Raw genomic sequence first — 19978 nt, forward strand, 5'->3', positions numbered from 1 at the left:
AGAGCAGGCTTTAATTGAATCATATCAAGCATTTCAATCTGCCTACCCACAAGGGAAGCTCATTTAATATTTTCAACATGACTCAGCCATTGGCAGTTATGGTTTCATTTCATTTTTAGCATTTTATTTCTGTTAAAAACCTTCAATCTGGATCATACTTATTCATTAGTGGAAAGATAAATTTTGACAGCTTCTATAAATTGACTGGAGAAAGGCATTTTTATATAGTCTGCGCACTTAGTAAGCGAGAAGGCTGTCAAGCCATGAACGAGGAGACACGATGACAAACAAAATTGCCAGGCTTAGTATTGACGGTCACGAGCCAATTGACTTACCAATCTATAGTCCGACTTTAGGTAATGAAGTAATTGATATCAATAAATTGGGTGAGCAAAGCATGTTTACCTATGATCCGGGCTTTGTCTCCACCGCGTCTTGTGAATCCAAGATTACCTATATTGATGGGGATAAAGGAATTTTGCTTTATAGAGGCTACCCCATTGAACAATTAGCCGAGAAAAAAGACTTCCTCGACGTCAGTTATCTTCTTCTCAATGGCGAATTGCCTGATGCAAAGGAAAAACAGGATTTTATTAATCTGATTAACAACCATACTATGGTACATCAGCAGATGTATAATTTTTTAAATGGTTTTCGCCGCGATGCTCATCCTATGGCCATTATGGTTGGTATAGTAGGTGCCTTGTCTGCGTTTTACCATGATTCAATGGACTTAAATAATCAACAGGATCGTTACATTTCTGCAATTCGTTTAATTGCTAAAATGCCAACCCTTGCTGCAATGAGTTATAAATATTCAGTTGGACAACCTTACATGTACCCGCAAAACAAAATGTCTTATGCTGAAAATTTTCTGCATATGATGTTCGGCGTACCGTCTGAGGATATCAAACCCAATCCCATCATCGTTGATGCGATGGATACTATTTTTACACTCCACGCAGATCACGAACAAAACGCTTCGACTTCCACAGTGAGATTAGCCGGATCAACGGGGGCGAATCCCTTTGCCTGTATTTCAGCAGGAATAGGTGCTTTGTGGGGGCCCGCCCATGGTGGTGCCAACGAAGCTTGCCTTAATATGCTCAAAGAAATTGGTGATATTAAGCATATTAACCATTATATAAAACGCGCGAAAGACAAGAATGATCCTTTCCGCTTAATGGGTTTTGGACATCGTGTTTACAAAAGTTATGATCCGCGAGCCAAAGTGATGCGCAAAACCTGTCATGAAGTATTGAATGCGGTTGGTGCCCATGAGGCGCCCTTGTTTAAACTTGCTATGGAACTTGAGCGCATTGCCCTTGAAGATGACTATTTTGTAGAGAAAAAGCTTTATCCGAATGTGGATTTTTATTCCGGTATTACCTTAAGTGCCATTGGCATTCCTACCAACATGTACACTGTTATTTTTGCCTTAGCAAGAACGGTAGGCTGGATGTCACATTGGATGGAAATGGTTGCCTCCAAATCCAAAATTGGTCGCCCAAGACAGCTTTATACTGGCGAAAAACAACGAGATGTTCGCTAACCAACCAATACAGCCAGGTGAAAACCGGTCGTTGAAACCCGGGGTTTTAACCCTAAACCTTTTAAAGAAGCCACGCATGCGTGGCTTCTTTAAAGCCCGTTGGTTTTGTTTGGCCCTCAAAGGCTACAAACCTGCTTTGATCATCTGCAAAGCTCTCCGCCACCCGCAATAATCTTTCTCCACACTGTCTCTCTCTTTCGCTGCCACAAATTCTTTTTCACAAACCCAGTTTTTCTCCAATGCCTCTAAAGAATCCACAAGACCACATCCTATTGCTGCTAATATAGCCGCTCCCTGAGCGGTTGTTTCTATATCATCAGGTTTTTGCACCGTTAAATTGCATTGTGAAGATAAAAATTGAAGGAACCATTGATTAGCGGCCATCCCGCCATCAACGCGCAACAACGATAAAGCTATCTGACTATCTTCGCGCATACAATCCAGAACATCACGGGTTTGATAACAAACACTCTCCAGCGCTGCACGGGCAAAGTGAGCACGATTAGTTGTCCGTGCCAAACCAATAATGGCGGCACCCGCAGTCGTTATCCAATGGGGGGCACCAAGACCGGTGAAGGAAGGAATTAAATAAACGCCTTCATTACTGCTAAGGCTTTTTGCAAGCCACTCTGTATCAGCAGCGGCTGCAATTAATTTCATTTCATCACGTAACCATTTAACAGTTGTCCCTGCATGGTACAAACTCCCTTCTAAACCATAAACAGTTTGTCCTTTAATCTGGTAGGCTATTGTTGTTAACAACCGGTGTTTCGACAAAACGGGCTGCGGGCCAATATTCATAAGTAGAAATCCGCCTGTACCAAAAGTTGCTTTTACCATCCCGTGAGAAAACCCTCTTTGTCCAATCAGGGCAGCCTGTTGATCGCCAACTACACCGGTAATAGGAATCGATGCACCTAGATAATCTTGCTCTATGTTGCCGAAATTAGCATCGCTGGAACACACTTCTGGCAAAATGGCAGGCGGGACTTCAAAAAGTTTCAATAAATCCTCGTCCCAGCGCTGCTCCACAATATTAAATAATAAGGTTCGCGATGCGTTGGTTATATCTGTTAAATGGGCTTTACCTTTTGTTAAACGCCAGATAAGAAAACTATCAATCGTGCCGAAGGCCAATTGCCCTCTTGCAGCCAACTCGCTTGCTTTAGGTACATTAGCTATTAGCCAATTTAATTTACTTGCAGAAAAATAAGGATCAGGCAATAGCCCTGTTTTTTGTTGGATTGCCTCCCCGCAATCCAACAAACTATCGCAAAATAGTTGGGTCCGCCTATCTTGCCAAACAATTGCAGGTGCAAGACACTCGCCTGATTGTTTATCCCAAATTAACGTTGTTTCACGTTGGTTAGTAATCCCACAAGCAATAACTTGATGCGCATCTACTTCAGAAACAACATCTTGCATAGCCTTTAATGTTTTTTGCCAAATTTCCTCGGGATCATGTTCCACCCAGCCTGGTTGCGGGTAAAATTGGGTCAATAAATATTGACTCGAAGTGAGTAATTTACCAGCACTGTTATACAACATGGCTCGAGTACTGCTAGTTCCTTGATCAATGGCAAGAAGATAATTCATTGCGTTTACTTCCCTGATTATGCTATTTAGATTTTCAATCACCATTAAAACATTATTTCATTAGGGGCTGTTGACATTTCGCTAGATTGATTCAAAAAATATTGATTTATGAGCAGCGAAGCGCAAGAATCAACACTTTTCAGCCAAGATAGTAGACATGTCAGCAACCCCTGGAGGAAAATAAAAAAACTGATAATATCAGTCTCAATTAACAGCAACCAAAACTATTCTATACGCTTTTTTGCGGAGACCAAACATGGATCAGGTTTTTGACGTGGCAATCATCGGCGGGGGCATTAATGGTTGTGGTATTGCCGCTGATGCAGCGATGCGCGGATTGTCTGTGATCCTTTTGGAAAAGGGAGATCTCGCTTCAAAAACATCGTCCAGTAGTTCTAAATTAATCCATGGAGGCCTAAGATATCTGGAGTATTATGATTTCGCCTTGGTTAAAAAAGCCTTGCATGAGCGGCAACTTCTATTGAGCCTGGCTCCTCATCTCGTTTATTCTCTTCCTTTTGTTTTACCGTATCAACAAGGTATGCGTCCCTCCTGGTTGCTACGAACGGGCTTATTTCTATATGATAATCTTGAGCGTAAAAATAAATTGCCCCACAGCAAACTGATACGTCGGAACCACCACTCACCTTATTTTTCACCTTTAGCTAACTATTTTGTCAAAGGCTTTTTATTTTATGACTGTGCGACTGATGATGCTCGGCTGACAATTGCCAATGCATTACAAGCCAAAGAATACGGTGCCTCGATTCAAACAAGGGTAGCCGTAACCAATGCCACTGTACAAAATAATCTATGGCTATTAACTGCTAAAAAAAATTCAGGCAAAGAAGAGACAATCTCTGCCAAAGTACTTGTTAATGCCACTGGTCCCTGGGTGGAGTCGTTCAATAAATTATCAGGTATTCCCAGTAAATTTAAGATGTCTCTTGTCAAAGGTAGTCATTTAGTTGTTCATAAGCTCTACGAAGGAAATCATGCCTATCTCCTTCAGAATGATGACAAACGCATTATCTTTATCGTTCCTTATCACGGTTACACGATGATAGGAACCACAGATGTTGCTTTTAAAGGCTCTTTAGATGAAGTCTGCATTTCCACAGAAGAAGTTAATTATTTATGCAATCTTGTTAACAATTATTTTAAATGTCGGGTGCAGCGAAAAGATATTATTAACAGCTGGAGTGGCGTTAGACCGTTACTGGCCGCATCAGGCGAAGAGCTTAAAGCATTAAGTCGCGATTACACCTATCATTGCACAAACTCACCTGCTCCAGCCCTTACGGTTTATGGCGGAAAAATCACAACTTACCGACAATTGGCGTTGGAAGCAGTCAATAGTTTACATGAGTTTTTCCCTGCCTTGGGTATATCCCGTACAGAATCTATCCCCTTGCCAGGTTCTATCTTTGAGAACTGGAGTTATAAAGAATATACCACTTATGCACGGGAGAAATATTATTGGCTGGACGAATCAATCCTAGAGCGTTACCTGACGAGTTACGGCACCCGCACCGAATTATTGCTATCAGGATGTAAAGAAATGAGTGATCTGGGCCTTCATTTTGGCAATGATTTATACCAGATTGAAGTTGATTATTTGCGAAACGAGGAATGGGCTTGTGATAGCGACGACATCCTATGGCGCCGCACTAAACTGGGCTTGAATTTTGAGCTAGAACAAAAACAAGCCTTGGAAGATTATTGTCAGCAACGACTTAGCCTTAATAACTAAATTTCACCTTTGTCTATTTTGGCTCGGATTTCGCTGACATCTACACTGATAGCCTGCTGTACCAGTTCGTTAAGCGTTGATTCAGGCATACTACCTGCCTCTGAGTAAATAGCAATGCCCTGCTTAAAAACCATTAAATGGGGGATTGATCGTATTTGAAAAATTTCAGCCAGCTCGGCTTCCTCCTCAATATTGACCTTAACAAATTTAATCGTCTTATATTGCTCAGCAACTTTCTCGTAAACCATTGCGAAGTGTTTGCAAGGTGCACACCATTCCGCCCAAAAATCAATAAAAACTATCTCATTATTCGCAAGCAAACCTTCAAATTGGTCTGTCTTTATAGTGTTGACTGACATGGCATCTCCCTGGCATTAATACAGGATAAAATGGCTGAAAAAATATTATCCATGCTGCCAACGCCCTGCACACGATGAAACTGTGGTGCCAGACTATCATTTGTTTTCGCCCACTGCTGGTAATAATTGATGAGAGGCTCTGTTTGTTGATGGTAAACAGTGAGACGCTGCTTAATCGTCTCTTCTTTATCATCATCCCGCTGAATCAATGGTTCTCCGGTAATATCATCAACATTATCTGTTTTAGGCGGTTGAAATTTAACATGATAAACGCGACCAGAAGCTACATGTACACGTCTACCACTTATACGATTGATAATTTCCTCGTCAGGCACTGCTATTTCAATAACATGATCAAGCTTAATCTTCGCACTCTTTAGGGCATCAGCCTGCGGAATAGTACGGGGAAAGCCATCGAATAGAAATCCAGACCGGCAATCATCTTGTTGTAAGCGCTCTTTTACCAAACCAATAATAATTTCATCAGAAACCAGTTTTCCAGAATCCATTACCTTTTTAGCACTTTTCCCCAATTCCGTCCCAGCAGCAATTGCCGAACGAAGCATATCACCAGTCGAAATTTGTGGTATTTTAAAATAGTTAATTAACTTAATTGCCTGCGTTCCCTTTCCCGCACCCGGCCCCCCTAATAACATTAAACGCATTAATCAGCTCCTATTCGAATTTAGCGATCATCCTACCTTTTCAAAACTTGGATGTCATTACTAATCTTAACTACTTGTTCTTACCACTATTTTATAGCCACCTAATCTTGTGCCTCCTATCTATACCAAGGTTTGGAATTTAACGAAGCTTTACATTGGCTTAATTGCGCTTGATATAAATAGGAACGTGCTTTAACTTTGCGTGCAACCTGAATCAACCAAGGTTTCTTCAAATAAGTTCTAGATTGATAACCACCTATTCCTTCATGATAAGCCAGATATAAAGGGTACGCGTCATTTCTGGGTATTCCAGCACGGCGATTAGCCTGATTAGCATACCAACCAATAAAATCAACTGCATCGGCAAAAACATCTCGTGAGGCGAGATACCTACCCCCATCCCCCGCTCTTTTATATAGCCGCCAAGTAGAATGCAGGGCCTGAGAATAGCCATAAGCTGTGGATGGCCTTTTCCAGGGTATAATCCAAAGCAATTTTGTCCGTGGTGGTTTTGCGTTGGCATCAAACTTGGATTCCTGATGAATAATTGCCATTTGGACTGAAATAGGGATTCGCCATCGGCGCTCAACATCCTGAGCATCCGAATACCATCTGGGGTATTGTTTAAAAATATGGCAAATATTATTAACGTCTCTTGGGGGTGGGCTAGCGCAGGATATCAGTAACAATGAAAAAGCAATAAGCGTTAGCAGTTTTAAATTCATTTTCTTATTTGGTATGGGCTAGGATGAATGAGCGTATTAGTAGCAAAAAAGCAGATAAAATTAAACATTTTTATTTAAACTGACAATTTTTTTGCAATTTCGTCTGTCAATTTGGCAATATAAAAGTCAGCGCTCTCCTTTCGTTGTCATTCCCAAATTGACCCAGCTATGTTAGTTTTAAGCTAAAACTATGAACCTCTTTATTTTACTGAGCACTCTTCATCATGAGCATTCTGGTATTTGACATAGAAACCATTCCTGATATTAAAGCAGGACAAAAATTATATGAATTAGAAGGATTATCTGATGCGGATACAGCCTCAGCCCTCTTTACTTTACGTCGCTGTAAGACTGGCAACGATTTTTTACCGCACTATCTCCAAAAGGTAGTTGCCATTTCTTTAGTACTTAATCAAGGTTCACAGCTAAAGGTCTGGTCCTTAGGTGATGAACAATCGGATGAAAAAGATTTGATTCAACGATTTTTTGCGGGTATTGAGAAATACACACCGACGCTGATTAGTTGGAATGGCTGCGGTTTTGACTTACCCGTGCTCCATTATCGTGCCTTATTGCATGGTATTTCCGCACCAATTTATTGGGAAACCGGTGAAAATCAACAAAATTTTCGCTGGAATAACTATCTAAATCGCTTTCACTACCGTCATCTGGATCTGATGGATGTGCTAGCCGCTTATCAAAATAAAGCGTTTGCGCCTCTGGATGAAATAGCTAGTATGCTTGGCTTTCCTGGTAAAATGGGCATGAGCGGAGCAAAAGTATGGGAACAATTCCTTGCTGGAAATTTAAAGAATATCCGTGATTATTGTGAAACCGATGTATTAAATACTTACTGTGTTTATCTCCGCTTTGAATTGATGCGAGGCACACATAATCAGGAAACTTATACCAAGGCTATAGATAACCTGCGTACTTACTTACAAAGTGAAAAAGAAAAACCTCATTTGCAGGAGTTTTTAGAAAGAATGAATTGATTTCTAACCTGAGTGAAGGCCAACAATACCTCACCAAACTCTAAACTACGTTTTTTAAAGTTATTTTTTGCTAATCAATTTTTTAAGCAAGATAGCATCTTCATAACCATTTTCGTCTTGATAATAGGCTTCTTTAATTGCGTCTTTACGAAAACCAAATTTCTCGTATAAGGCAAGTGCAGCCACGTTACTGGGACGCACTTCAAGAATAACAGTATCGAAATTAGTATTTACCAAAGAAGAAAGCACTGCTCTCAATAGCGAGCGTCCATAGCCCTTTCTCTGTGCTGAAACAGCTACACATAAGTTGAGAATATGGCAGACATTAAAGCTATAACGACAGATTACATAGCCTTCTATGCGTTTTTTAGACTCTATGACTCGACAATCATAACCAACTAGCACACAGTCACTTAAAATATCCCTGCTCCACGGAGCTCGGTGTGACATCACCTCAATCTCATACACTCTATCAATGTCATTCTGCTGCATTGGACGTATTTTAGGTCTCATAGTAGTCCTAAAGATCAGATTGTATTTAAGGGTTGTTGAATCTACTATCTTGGCGCTTATGCCTTGGTTTTCTGCGCTTCACTACTCACATACTAGCGTGTATGCTCCGCTCAAAGCAATTAGCCATAGTCTAAATAATCAACTCAGACTATGGCATCTCAGATGCAAATTACTTTTTCTTTTTCTTAGGTAAATAAAGATCCGTAATTGTTCCTTCAAAAATTTCTGCAGACAAGGCAATTGACTCAGAAAGAGTCGGATGAGGATGAATAGTTAAAGCGATATCTTCGACATCGCAACCCATTTCAATTGCTAAAGAGGTTTCAGCAATTAAGTCACCCGCATTTACCCCTACAATTCCAGCTCCCAGAATACGATCAGTTTCGGGACAGAATAACAACTTGGTCATTCCTTCTTCACGCCCCATACTCAAAGCACGTCCGCTGGCAATCCACGGGAAAACTGCTTTCTCGTAGTTTATTCCCTTCTCCTTAGCTTCTTTTTCAGTCAATCCAGTCCAGGCCACCTCTGGATCGGTGTAGGCAACACTAGCAATGCATTTGGGATCAAAATAATGTTTCATACCACCAATCACTTCAGCTGCAACACGCCCTTCTGGGATTGCCTTATGGGCTAACATGGGTTGCCCTACCACATCTCCAATTGCAAAAATGTGAGGAACATTGGTTCGCATTTGTTTATCAACTTTAATAAAGCCACGTTCATCAACTTTTACACCCGCTTTTTCAGCATCAATAGTACCACCATTTGGTTTTCTTCCTACCGATACCAGGACTTGCTGGAAGCACAACGGTTTATCAGTAGCGTGCTCTCCATCCATAGAAACATAAATACCCTCTTTTTTAGCTTCCATCGCGGTAACTTTCGTTTTAAGCAGGATCTTAACGCCTTTTTTCGCCATGCGCTTGTGTAAAACATTGACCAAATCAATGTCAGCTCCAGGCATCAATTGATCCATAAACTCAACAACTGTCACCTCAACACCCAGAGCGGAATAAACAGTAGCCATTTCCAAGCCAATAATACCGCCACCCAAGACAAGTAAACTCCCTTTAATGTCAGCTAATTCCAAAGCACCAGTTGAACTGAAAATACGTGGATCTTCAGGAATGAAAGGTAAATTGACCGATTCACTACCTACAGCAATAATAGCGTTTTCAAATTCAACCGTAGTAGTACCATTTCCCCCTTGTACAGTGACCTGGTGGGTACCTGAAAATTTCGCAACACCAGTTACTACATCTACCTTGCGCTGCTTGGCTAATACTTTCAGACCACCTGTTAATTTGCCAACAACAGAATTTTTCCAAGCAACAATTTTTTTACTATCCAGCTTGGGTTTACCAAAACTGACTCCCTGATCTGCCATTTCATGGCTTTCATCAATGACTTTAGCAATATGAAGCAAGGCTTTTGAAGGAATACAACCAACATTTAAACAAACACCGCCCAAGCTATCGAAACGCTCAACCAATACAACTTTTTTGCCCAGATCGGCAGCACGGAAGGCTGCTGTATACCCTCCAGGACCACTACCTAATACCACTACATCAGCTTTAATATTTGCAGTCATTTCACGCCTCATACTGTTCTAAAATCTATTTTCTATATATATTTTTTTAGTTTCTTTAGGGGTTATTACAATAAAATCCGTCGAATATCGCTGAGTGAGTCAGCAATGAATCGAGTAAAACGTGCAGCCTCTGCACCATCAATAACCCGGTGATCATAAGATAATGATAAAGGTAACATCAACCGCGGTTTGAATTCTCCTCTGTCGTAAACAGGTTTCATGCTGGAGCGGGAAAGTCCTAGAATCGCCACCTCAGGACTATTCACAATCGGTGTAAACGCCGTACCACCTATCCCTCCCAAACTTGAAATCGTGAAACAACCACCACTCATATCTGCAGGCATCAACCCTTTATCTCGTGCTTTTGCACTTAAACGTGCCATTTCTGCAGCAATGTCGCTGACAGTCAGGTGATCAACATCTTTTATAACAGGAACTACCAAACCATTCGGAGTTTCAACAGCAATCCCTATATGACAATAACGCTTGTAAATTAAATTCTCACCACTCGCATCCAGTGATGCATTAAATTGTGGGTATACTGCGAGTGCTTTACTCACTACCTTAGTCACAAAAGCAAGCATCGTTAACTTGAAACCACTTTGCTTTGCATTTTCCGCTTCCGATTTCCTAAATGCCTCAAGCTCAGTAATATCAGCTTCATCGAATTGCGTCACATGAGGGATAGTAACCCATGAGCGATGAACATTAATTCCGGTCAAGCGCTTAATCTTGTTCAAAGGCTTAATTTCAACTTCACCAAACTTGGAAAAATCAATCGCAGGCGCGCTAGGAAATGCAAAACTGCCCGAAGATGGCTTTTCGCTCAGCCGTGCTTTTACATAGGCTTGCACATCTTCCTTCATAACTCTCGATTTTCGCCCACTACCCTTAATTTCATTAAGGTTTACTCCTAACTCCCTGGCTAAACGGCGAACGGATGGCCCCGCAGAAACAACCGCGCCAGCCCTTTCAGTACCTACTAAACCAGGAGCTATCTCAGGCTTTTCAGAACGAACTGCAGCGGGTTGTGCCACTGTTTTTTCTGGGACTAGCTCACCTGGCTGGCCTGATGATTGTTCTTTTTCACTGCTGATCTGCTCTACATTTAACGCAAGAATCAAAGTACCCTGTGATACTTTATCCCCTATTTTTACTGCAATACTCTCAATAACTCCTGCTGTAGGCGAAGGAATATCCATCGTTGCCTTATCACCTTCCAGGGTAATAAGTGATTGATCCTTGGTAACCGATTGACCCGGCTTCACCATAATTTCAATAACATCAACATCTGTTGCGCCGCCAATATCAGGTACGCTAACTTCCTGGTGTTGCAAGGTAGTTTGCGATTTTAGGCTTACCTCTTCCGTTTTGGGTATTATTTCTTCTTTTTCCAAGGCTGTGGGGGGAGCGGCTATAGACGATTTTTCCTCTGTTTTCAGCTGTTCTCCAATCAAAGTCAAAATGACATCCCCTTCAGAAACCTTATCACCAACCTTAACCTGCAAGTGGCCAATTTTACCGGCCTGGGGTGAAGGAATCTCCATACTCGCCTTATCCGATTCCAGAGTAATTAATGGTGTATCTACGCTTATTTCATCCCCTGGTTTAACCATTACTTCAATGACATCAACACCTGTTGCGCCACCAATATCAGGGACCTTAATCTTAATCTCATCTGCCATAGTTATCCTCAGCAAACAGGTAAACTGAAATTTATTTGACCAAATTTAATGTTACGAGAACATCCTTTAAAACTGGGCATCTATTTACCCCGGATAGCCCTTCTATATTAATTCCACCCCACTAAACAGTGTAGAATTGTCGGGGCTATGCCGAGAAGAATTGAGGGGAGCCCTAGTGAGTCACTGGATCCTCTTTTTCACTATTAATGCCATACCGTTTCATTGCATCAACAATTGTTGATTTAGGCATTTCTCCCTGCTGCACTAAAGCATCTAAAGCTGCTAAAACAACAAATTTAGCATCCACTTCAAAGAAGTGGCGTAAACGCTCTCGCGTATCACTGCGTCCATATCCATCAGTACCCAGTACTATGTAAGGTGCTGCAATGTAGGGTCTTATCTGATCAGCATATAAGCGCATATAATCTGTCGCAGCAATCACAGGACCTTTACGATCAGCTAATTGCTGGCTGACATAACTCTGCTGTGGTTTAGCATCGGGATGCATGCGATTATGCCGTTCTGCAGACAGGCCATCTCGTCTTAATTCATTGAAGCTTGTGACAGACCAAATATCCGCAGTCACTGCAAAATCATCATGAAGCATTTGTGCTGCTTTGATGACTTCCCGCAGAATAGTACCACTACCCAGCAGTTGCACATGCTTTTTGCTCTTTTTCTCACTCTCCTGTAGCAAATACATGCCTTTGAGAATACCTTCTTCAACACCGGCTGGCATTTCAGGGTGAGTATAATTTTCATTCATTACGGTAATGTAGTAGAACACATTCTCCTGTTTCTCATACATCCGATATAAACCATCACGAATGATGACAGCTAACTCATAAGCATAAGTTGGATCATAAGCCACACAATTGGGAATAGTTGACGCCATAAGATGACTATGACCATCCTGATGTTGCAAACCTTCTCCCGCCAATGTGGTACGTCCAGCGGTTCCTCCCAAAAGAAATCCACGTGCCTGCATATCGCCTGCTGCCCAAGCCAAATCACCAATGCGTTGAAAACCAAACATTGAGTAATAAATATAGAAAGGTATCATTGCCAGTTTGTTGGTACTGTATGATGTTGCGGCAGCGATCCATGAACAGAAGGCTCCTGCTTCATTAATGCCTTCCTCCAGGATCTGACCATCTTTTGCTTCACGGTAGTACATCACCTGTTCATGATCCACAGGAGTATAAAGTTGTCCAACTGGAGAATAAATACCGATTTGACGGAACAAACCCTCCATACCAAAAGTCCGACACTCATCCGGAACAATCGGCACAATACGCGCACTCAATTCTTTATCCTTCAATAAAACCGATAGAATGCGTACAAAAGCCATCGTAGTTGAAATTTCCCGTTCACCCGTACTACCGGTAATCGCAGAAAAAGCTGATAACACAGGAATTTTTAGCGGTTCAACATCCGTGGTACGAGCAGGTAAATAACCTCCGAGGGCTTCACGCTGTTTGCGTAAATACTTAATTTCCGGACTATCATCGGCAGGACGATAAAAGGGTATTTCAGCAATTTTCTCATCGCTGATAGGAATACTAAAACGATCTCTGAAGGCTCTTAGCTGTTCAATAGTCATTTTCTTTTGCTGATGGGTAATGTTTTGACCTTCACCAGCAGCCCCCATACCATAACCTTTGATGGTCTTAGCCAATATTACTGTTGGGCTTCCCTTATGCTTGACTGCTTGTGCATAGGCAGCAAATACTTTCTGTGGATCATGGCCACCACGGTTTAAACGCCAGATTTCATCATCAGACATATTGGCTACCAGTTTTTTCAGCTCTGGATATTGGCCAAAAAAATGTTCACGGACATAAGCACCATCATTTGCTTTATAGCTTTGATAATCACCATCGACGCATTCTTCCATGCGTTTTTGCATAATACCAGTATCATCCCGTGCAAAAAGTGGATCCCAACGTCCACCCCAGATCACTTTAATAACATTCCAGCCAGCGCCACGGAATAAACCTTCCAATTCTTGAATAATTTTGCCATTACCGCGGACAGGGCCATCTAAACGCTGTAAGTTACAATTCACCACAAAAATCAAATTGTCCAGTTTTTCACGGGCCGCAATAGATAAAGCACCAACAGATTCTGGCTCATCCATTTCACCATCACCCAGGAATGCCCAAACTTTACGTCCTTCAGCATGCATCAATCCTCGATTTTCCAGGTATTTTAGAAAACGTGCCTGGTAAATAGCTTGCAATGGACCTAGCCCCATGGATACTGTAGGAAATTGCCAGAAATCCCCCATCAACCACGGATGCGGGTAAGAAGACAATCCATCAACTTCAACTTCCTGACGGAATTTATCTAATTGTTGTTCTGATAAACGGCCTTCTAAAAAAGCACGGGCATAAATTCCTGGTGAAGAATGCCCCTGTATATAAAGCAAATCACCGCCTTTCACTTTATCCGGACCTTTGAAAAAATAATTAAATCCAGTTTCATATAAGGTCGAGGAAGAAGCATAAGAAGCAATATGCCCTCCGAGCTCTGCGGCATATTTACCTGCTCGCACAACCATTGCTACTGCATTCCAGCGAATAAGAGCATTAATTCGCTTGCCGATACCTTCGTCAGGTGGCATCGGCTGTTCTTCATGCGGTTTTATAGTATTACGGTAAGGAGTATTAATAGAGCTTTTCAGCTTCACTCCCTCGGCATTTGCTCTATTCATAAGCTCCTGGAGCAGAAATGCAGCCCGTTCGTTACCATCATTGGCAAATACTGCTTGCAAGGCATCCAGCCATTCACGCGTCTCAATTGGATCTATATCATTACTGTTTTCATATGACATGAATGTGTTCCTCGTCAATCTTTAAGCTTTTTAGCAACAAGCTGGTGTAACCTGTAAACGTTTATGAATTACGCCACCGCAAGCCTGCATGCAAACCTGATAATCTGCCCGGCAGTTACAGGTTGTTTTTCGGCATTGTAGTGGATCACGGAAGGAATTCAACTCAAGAGCAAGCATTTCACCTTTTACATAGCGCTCATGTTGATAACGATAATAACTTTTCGCGGTCTTTTCTTTCGCATAAGCATTACATTGCTGGCAATTATTACGACAGGTCTTGTTACATACTACCGCTCTACTTTCACAATTTTTTTGGCAAGTGGCAAAACTGCATTTTGCCAACCCACACTGTACTTGTGGAGTAAGGGTTTGGTGCATACAAGCAGTCAAAAATAAAAAACAACAACCCCATACAGCCCGAACAATAAAATTTATCATAGTTAGCCATCTCAATTTATGAAAATCATTAGACTTCCTTAAAATTCTACTGCATTGGAGCATTACTTCATCGATACGGTGCTCGAATCCTCATGTACTATGTACACTCCGCTTCTGCGCGCACCGTTCCTCCTCTCCCTGCAGCAAGTTTAGAAAAAAGTCTATATCTTCACGCTGTTACAACCACGCTCCCAAGGTGAAAACGGCAACAAAGACCAAAAAGACAATTAGTGCATGCTCTACCAAACTTTCTGCATAGGGAAGCTGTACAGACTCATTTTCACTGTTATGAGCAGCAAGTACCCCCCCCTGGCTTAAGAGAGAATCATTATTTTCCGGCGCAGAAAAAAACATTTGGATATAAAAACGAAATCCGCGCTGAAAATTACCTACTAATAAATAGAGTAGTACAGTAATTCTTGCCGGTATCCAATCAAATAGATTAGTTAGCCATTGAGCCAATTTCGCTGTTTGCTCCTGCCCTTTACACAATGATACCAAACGATAAGCAAGAATGGCCAAAGGACCGGCAACAATATACCAAAAAACAACCCCAAACAATTCATTATTGGCTTTAACGAAATAATTTCCCGCTACAGCCTCCTCATCCCCTTCATTTTCCTGCCTTACCGGATAAAAAGGATTCTCAGGGCCTAAACAATAATAAAAAATAGCTAAGTTAAGCAGCAATCCAATAAATCCGTAGAATAAATGACCAAAAATAAAGAGTACCAACCAGCAAATAAAGAGTATAGGCAATAAGATAGCCGCAATAAGCAGTCCTGGATGAGCCATGCCTCCCTCTTTTGGTAACCGTTGACTAAGGGCATTATAATAGGAGGAAAACCAATAAAACCGATTATGTGATAGTGAATGCACTAGAAAACGTTCACTCAGTAAACAAAGGACAATGATCAGTAATTTCATTTTTAATCCTTACGCATTTTATCCGATAGGGCAATTGGTGTTGGGTATTTTAACACTACTAAATAGGACGAAACGATAAATGTCAAAATAGTTGTGGCTTGTATCAAATTCGATGCAACTTCAGAAATTAGCTTTGTGCTTAAGGCAATACTGGCAACTAAAAGAGAAAACTCACTTGCCTGCCCTAATCGCAAACCAACTTCTCTAGCCACTGTTTTTTTCTCTCCTGCTTTAACAAGTAATACATTAAATAAAAGAGGCTTAACCAGCAACATTAAAAACGACAAAATACAGGCTGGTATAACAACCTGAGCAGCAAAACCAAAATTAAACGTTGCACCAATTGAAAAGAAAAACATAACGAGGAAAAAATCACGCAAGGGCTTCAAGCTTTCGGCGATATATAAAGAAATGGGGCTTGACGCCAAAGCAACACCTGCTACAAACGCACCAATATCTTCGGACAGGCCTAATCGTTGCGCCAGAAACGACATACCCAGGCACCAGCCAATGGATAAAAGAAAAACATACTCTTGCGTTCTATCAAAGCGCGCTAACAGTTTCACTAAAACATAACGCTCCACTGCAAACGCAAGTAGAGTTAAGGCGGGTAGCGCAACCCCCACCAAAATCAGATCGTCTACAGAGAATCCGGCCCCCTGCTGTGCACCATTAATGAGGATTAATACAATGATTGCAATAACGTCCTGCATAAGGAGTACGCTTATCATGACTTCACCAGTGTGCTGATGATGTAAAATCGTTGTTGGCAACAATTTGAGGCCAATAATGGTACTGGAGAACATCATTGCGGCGCCCAAAATCCATGACTCAGTCACGCTTAATCCAAACCAACGACCGATCAAGTAAGCAATAATAGCAAATAACACTGAACTGATAACGGCAATCCAGGTTATTTTTCTTAGCATATGGACTAGGTTTTGAGGCTGTAGATGTAAGCCCAATAGAAAAAGTAGAAATACGATACCTATATCCCCGACCTGCTGCACGACGCTAACGTCTGAAACAAGTTTGAATCCCCACGGGCCTAAAACCGCACCCAAGAGAATATAAGCAACAAGCAATGACTGCTTGGTATACAGCACCAGTGTCGAAAAAATAGCTGCACCCGCAAAAATCAAAAAGATGGTATAAAAAACTTCACCCGTTTGCATAGACTTATTGCCCCATAAGTAAATAATTCAAACAATTAAGACATAAACCAACCAAAACTCTCAATGTTCGTGGCATATACCATAAAAAATGATAGGTAGGATAACACATATCAAGTCAGACCCAATCAATTTACGCATAACATCTCTGATTTATCGAATAATATCTCATGTGAGAAGCAAAGTGGTTTTAAATTAATCATTAACGCCTCTCAGCCATTTGCCAATCTGACAGGTAGATAATGTTGTCTTCCCTATTCTTTGTAGTTTTTACTCTTGCATTAATAAAATCCTATTTTATCCCATAGGCTTATATAGCGTTTTGTTTTACAATCATTTCCCTTTGACTCTAAAAACCTATAATTTTTATGCTGGTTACTGCGTACAGAATAGACAATTAGTAGTCAAGCTGGTAAGCTTTTTATTTTGTCCCTAAAAAAATATTACCTAGTATAAATTCCAGTCATTAACAAGCTAATAATATCAGGAGTAATAAAGTCGATGGATTATAGCAGCACACAACCTGCCACGCCGAATCATTCCACCCTAAAATCGCTGATGCCTTGGATTGTTTGGGGTTTAAGCTGTATTTTCTATTTCTATGAATGTTTATTGCAGGTATCTCCTAGCGTGATGAGTTCAGAGCTCATGCGGGATTTTGCAGTGACCAGCCAGACTTTAGGTATCTTATCGGGCGTGTATTTTTACTCCTACGCCGCGATGCAGCTGCCAGGCGGTGTTTTAATGGATTATTTTGGCCCCCAGCGATTACTCACTATCGCAACAACAATTTGTGCAATCAGTACAATTGCCTTCGGTTTGACCGATAACTTTTTTATGGCTTGTATCGCACGCTTGATGATAGGTTTTGGTTCTGCTTTTGCTGCAGTGGGTTCAATGAAGTTGGCCGCCAACTGGTTTCCCCCACAACGATTTGCCCTTTTGACTGGAATGATGGTAACCATTGGTATGTTGGGCGCTATTGGTGGGGAAGCACCTCTCGCTTTATTAATCGACACTTATGGTTGGCGCCAAAGTATGATTATTATGGGTGTAGTGGGTCTTTTTCTCGCCATGCTAATCCTTCTGATTGCCAAAGATTCACCCCACAAATTGCCTCAGCCAACAACGCATCATGACACTGAAGAAGAACATTTGTGGCCAAGCTTGTTGACAATCGTGAAAAATCGCCAATTATGGTTAGTTGCAGCCTATGGCGGTCTGATGTACATGGCCACACCAGTATTTTGTGGATTGTGGGGCGTACCCTTTTTAATGTTTAAGCTAAATCTTGCCAAAGCAACTGCTGCCAACTATATTTCTTTAGTATTTATTGGTTGGGCTATAGCAAGTCCACTATGGGGCATTTACTCCAACCGTATTGGCTTACGTAAACCGCCTATGTACATTGGCAGTATTGGTGCCTTGGTAACCAGTTTGTTTTTTATCTATGCTCCTGTGCAAGCAGGTTGGCCCGTACAACTATCGCTTTTCCTCTTTGGTGTTTTCTCAGCAGGCTTTTTACCCGCCTTTGCTGTGGCAAAAGAGCTATGTAGCAAACGTTATGTCGCTACAGGCCTCAGTTTCATGAACATGATGAATATGGTTGGTATTGCACTAGCTCAACCTATTATTGGCTTTATTCTTGACCAGTTGTGGCAAGGTAAAATTGTTGATAAGGTTCGCGTTTACCCCCTGGAGGCTTATCATATCGCACTGGCCTTGTTACCGCTTGGCATTTTGGTTTCTTTAGTCATTTTACCACGCATTAAAGAAACGCACTGTCAAAGTGTCCAGGGATAAGATTTGTATTGTTTTAAAGTAGAGCATTATGGCAAAAAAACTTTTTATTAAAACAAATGGCTGCCAGATGAATGAATACGATTCATCTAAAATGGCTGAGGTTTTGCTGCAATCACATGGCTTGGAGAAAACTGAGTCGGTTGAAGAAGCTGATGTTATTCTCCTAAATACTTGTTCCATTCGTGAAAAGGCACAAGAGAAGGTATTTTCTCAATTAGGCCAATGGCGTGAATTTAAACAGAAAAATCCCCATGTAGTGATTGGTGTTGGCGGTTGTGTTGCCAGCCAGGAAGGTGCAGATATTATCAAGCGCGCCCCTTATGTGGATTTGGTTTTTGGACCACAAACGCTTCATCGCCTGCCGACTTTACTTAATGAGCGTTTAAGCAGCAAAAAACCGGTGGTTGATATTAGTTTTCCGGAAATTGAAAAATTTGACCATTTGCCTGCCCCGCGCGCCGAAGGACCTGTTGCCTTTGTGTCAATTATGGAGGGCTGCAGCAAATACTGTAGCTATTGCGTAGTTCCTTATACTCGAGGGGAAGAAATTAGCCGTCCTTTTGATGATGTTTTGGCCGAATGCTACCATTTGGCAACTCAAGGTGTACGCGAGATTAATCTTTTAGGACAAAATGTTAATGATTATCGCGGCCCCATGAATAACGGTGAAATTGCTGATTTAGCCCTGTTGATCCATTATCTGGCAGCTATTGATGGCATAGGCCGTATCCGCTTTACAACGTCTCATCCTTTGGCGTTTTCCGATAATTTGATTAATGCCTACGCTGAAGTTCCGGAACTGGCTAACCATCTCCATTTACCTATACAAAGCGGCTCAGATAAGATTTTGTCAATGATGAAGCGCGGCTATACAGCAATGGAATTCAAATCAAAGATCCGTAAGTTGCGCAAAATCAGACCGGATATTCGTCTATCGACTGACATCATTGTTGGGTTCCCCGGCGAAACAGACAAGGATTTTCAGGATACGATGGATCTGGTTCATGAAATTGGTTTTGATACTTCATTTAGCTTTATCTTTAGTCCACGCCCAGGAACACCAGCCGCTAATTTAGCGGATGAAACACCTATGGAAGTGAAAAAACAGCGTTTACAAATCCTGCAAAACCGTCTTCTCATGCAGGCATCACGTTATAGCCAAGCGCTGGTAGGCAATACACAGCGCATTTTAGTTACTGGTACTTCCAAGAAAGATTCACAGCAATTGGCAGGCCGAACTGAGTGCAATCGTGTTGTAAACTTTGATGGTCCTCACGAATTGATAGGCCAATTTGCCAATGTTCACATTAGTGAGGCATTGCCTAATTCACTTCGTGGCAGACTGGTGCAAGGCGAGTAAATCGT

General features: G+C 41.5%; 16 protein-coding genes. 5 read left to right on the plus strand and 11 right to left on the minus strand.

The window, feature by feature from the left end:
- Positions 1-280 precede the first annotated feature (280 nt).
- On the plus strand, positions 281-1552 hold the full coding sequence (gltA, locus tag DYC89_RS08595) for a citrate synthase (protein WP_115221412.1): 1272 nt from the start codon (positions 281-283) through the stop codon (positions 1550-1552).
- 123 nt (positions 1553-1675) lie between these two features.
- Here the strand turns inward: gltA and glpK are convergent, their stop codons facing one another.
- On the minus strand, positions 1676-3148 hold the full coding sequence (glpK, locus tag DYC89_RS08600) for a glycerol kinase GlpK (RefSeq protein WP_115221413.1): 1473 nt from the start codon (positions 3146-3148) through the stop codon (positions 1676-1678).
- Positions 3149-3404: 256 nt separating this feature from the next.
- Here glpK and glpD point away from each other — a divergent pair, with 256 nt between their 5' ends.
- Positions 3405-4901, plus strand: coding sequence for a glycerol-3-phosphate dehydrogenase (gene glpD / locus DYC89_RS08605; RefSeq protein WP_115221414.1), 1497 nt, complete (start codon positions 3405-3407; stop codon positions 4899-4901).
- Here the strand turns inward: glpD and trxA are convergent.
- From trxA to DYC89_RS08620, 3 genes are all read right to left on the minus strand, one after another.
- A complete protein-coding gene (trxA, locus tag DYC89_RS08610) occupies positions 4898-5260 on the minus strand; it encodes a thioredoxin (protein WP_115221415.1) in 363 nt (120 codons plus the stop codon). The two genes, glpD and trxA, sit on opposite strands and share 4 nt — an antisense overlap.
- Entirely contained in the window at positions 5242-5925 is a 684-nt protein-coding gene (gene adk, locus DYC89_RS08615; RefSeq protein ID WP_115221416.1) for an adenylate kinase, read from the minus strand. The genes trxA and adk overlap by 19 nt, the downstream gene beginning before the upstream one ends.
- Positions 5926-6041: 116 nt before the next feature.
- Entirely contained in the window at positions 6042-6650 is a 609-nt protein-coding gene (locus tag DYC89_RS08620; protein ID WP_115221417.1) for a hypothetical protein, read from the minus strand.
- A gap of 224 nt (positions 6651-6874) precedes the next feature.
- Between DYC89_RS08620 and DYC89_RS08625 the strand changes: the two genes are divergently transcribed.
- Positions 6875-7645 carry a 3'-5' exonuclease gene (locus DYC89_RS08625; RefSeq protein ID WP_115221418.1) on the plus strand — a complete coding sequence of 257 codons (771 nt, stop codon included), beginning with the start codon at positions 6875-6877 and terminating at the stop codon, positions 7643-7645.
- 60 nt (positions 7646-7705) lie between these two features.
- Here DYC89_RS08625 and rimI read toward each other — a convergent pair whose 3' ends face one another.
- From rimI to DYC89_RS08660, 7 genes are all read right to left on the minus strand, one after another.
- Positions 7706-8158 carry a ribosomal protein S18-alanine N-acetyltransferase gene (gene rimI, locus DYC89_RS08630; protein WP_115221419.1) on the minus strand — a complete coding sequence of 151 codons (453 nt, stop codon included), beginning with the start codon at positions 8156-8158 and terminating at the stop codon, positions 7706-7708.
- A 169-nt stretch (positions 8159-8327) separates the two neighbouring features.
- Complete coding sequence (gene lpdA, locus DYC89_RS08635) at positions 8328-9752, minus strand: dihydrolipoyl dehydrogenase (protein ID WP_115221420.1); 1425 nt, start codon at positions 9750-9752, stop codon at positions 8328-8330.
- A gap of 65 nt (positions 9753-9817) precedes the next feature.
- The gene (gene aceF, locus DYC89_RS08640) at positions 9818-11437 is read right to left on the minus strand and encodes a dihydrolipoyllysine-residue acetyltransferase (protein WP_115221421.1); all 1620 of its coding nucleotides are present in this window, start codon (positions 11435-11437) and stop codon (positions 9818-9820) included.
- A gap of 172 nt (positions 11438-11609) precedes the next feature.
- A complete protein-coding gene (gene aceE, locus DYC89_RS08645; protein WP_181879359.1) occupies positions 11610-14273 on the minus strand; it encodes a pyruvate dehydrogenase (acetyl-transferring), homodimeric type in 2664 nt (887 codons plus the stop codon).
- Positions 14274-14303: 30 nt separating this feature from the next.
- Complete coding sequence (locus tag DYC89_RS08650) at positions 14304-14711, minus strand: acyltransferase (protein WP_115221423.1); 408 nt, start codon at positions 14709-14711, stop codon at positions 14304-14306.
- Between the two features lie 177 nt (positions 14712-14888).
- Positions 14889-15638 carry a hypothetical protein gene (locus DYC89_RS08655; RefSeq protein ID WP_115221424.1) on the minus strand — a complete coding sequence of 250 codons (750 nt, stop codon included), beginning with the start codon at positions 15636-15638 and terminating at the stop codon, positions 14889-14891.
- Positions 15639-15640: 2 nt separating this feature from the next.
- On the minus strand, positions 15641-16813 hold the full coding sequence (locus DYC89_RS08660; RefSeq protein WP_115221425.1) for a cation:proton antiporter: 1173 nt from the start codon (positions 16811-16813) through the stop codon (positions 15641-15643).
- Positions 16814-17311: 498 nt separating this feature from the next.
- Between DYC89_RS08660 and DYC89_RS08665 the strand changes: the two genes are divergently transcribed.
- Together DYC89_RS08665 and miaB are read left to right on the plus strand one after the other, a co-directional pair.
- Positions 17312-18613 carry an MFS transporter gene (locus tag DYC89_RS08665; RefSeq protein WP_115221426.1) on the plus strand — a complete coding sequence of 434 codons (1302 nt, stop codon included), beginning with the start codon at positions 17312-17314 and terminating at the stop codon, positions 18611-18613.
- Positions 18614-18641: 28 nt separating this feature from the next.
- A complete protein-coding gene (miaB, locus tag DYC89_RS08670) occupies positions 18642-19973 on the plus strand; it encodes a tRNA (N6-isopentenyl adenosine(37)-C2)-methylthiotransferase MiaB (protein WP_115221427.1) in 1332 nt (443 codons plus the stop codon).
- Positions 19974-19978 lie beyond the last annotated feature (5 nt).

The organism is Legionella donaldsonii, assembly GCF_900452385.1.
Lineage (GTDB): Bacteria > Pseudomonadota > Gammaproteobacteria > Legionellales > Legionellaceae > Tatlockia > Tatlockia donaldsonii.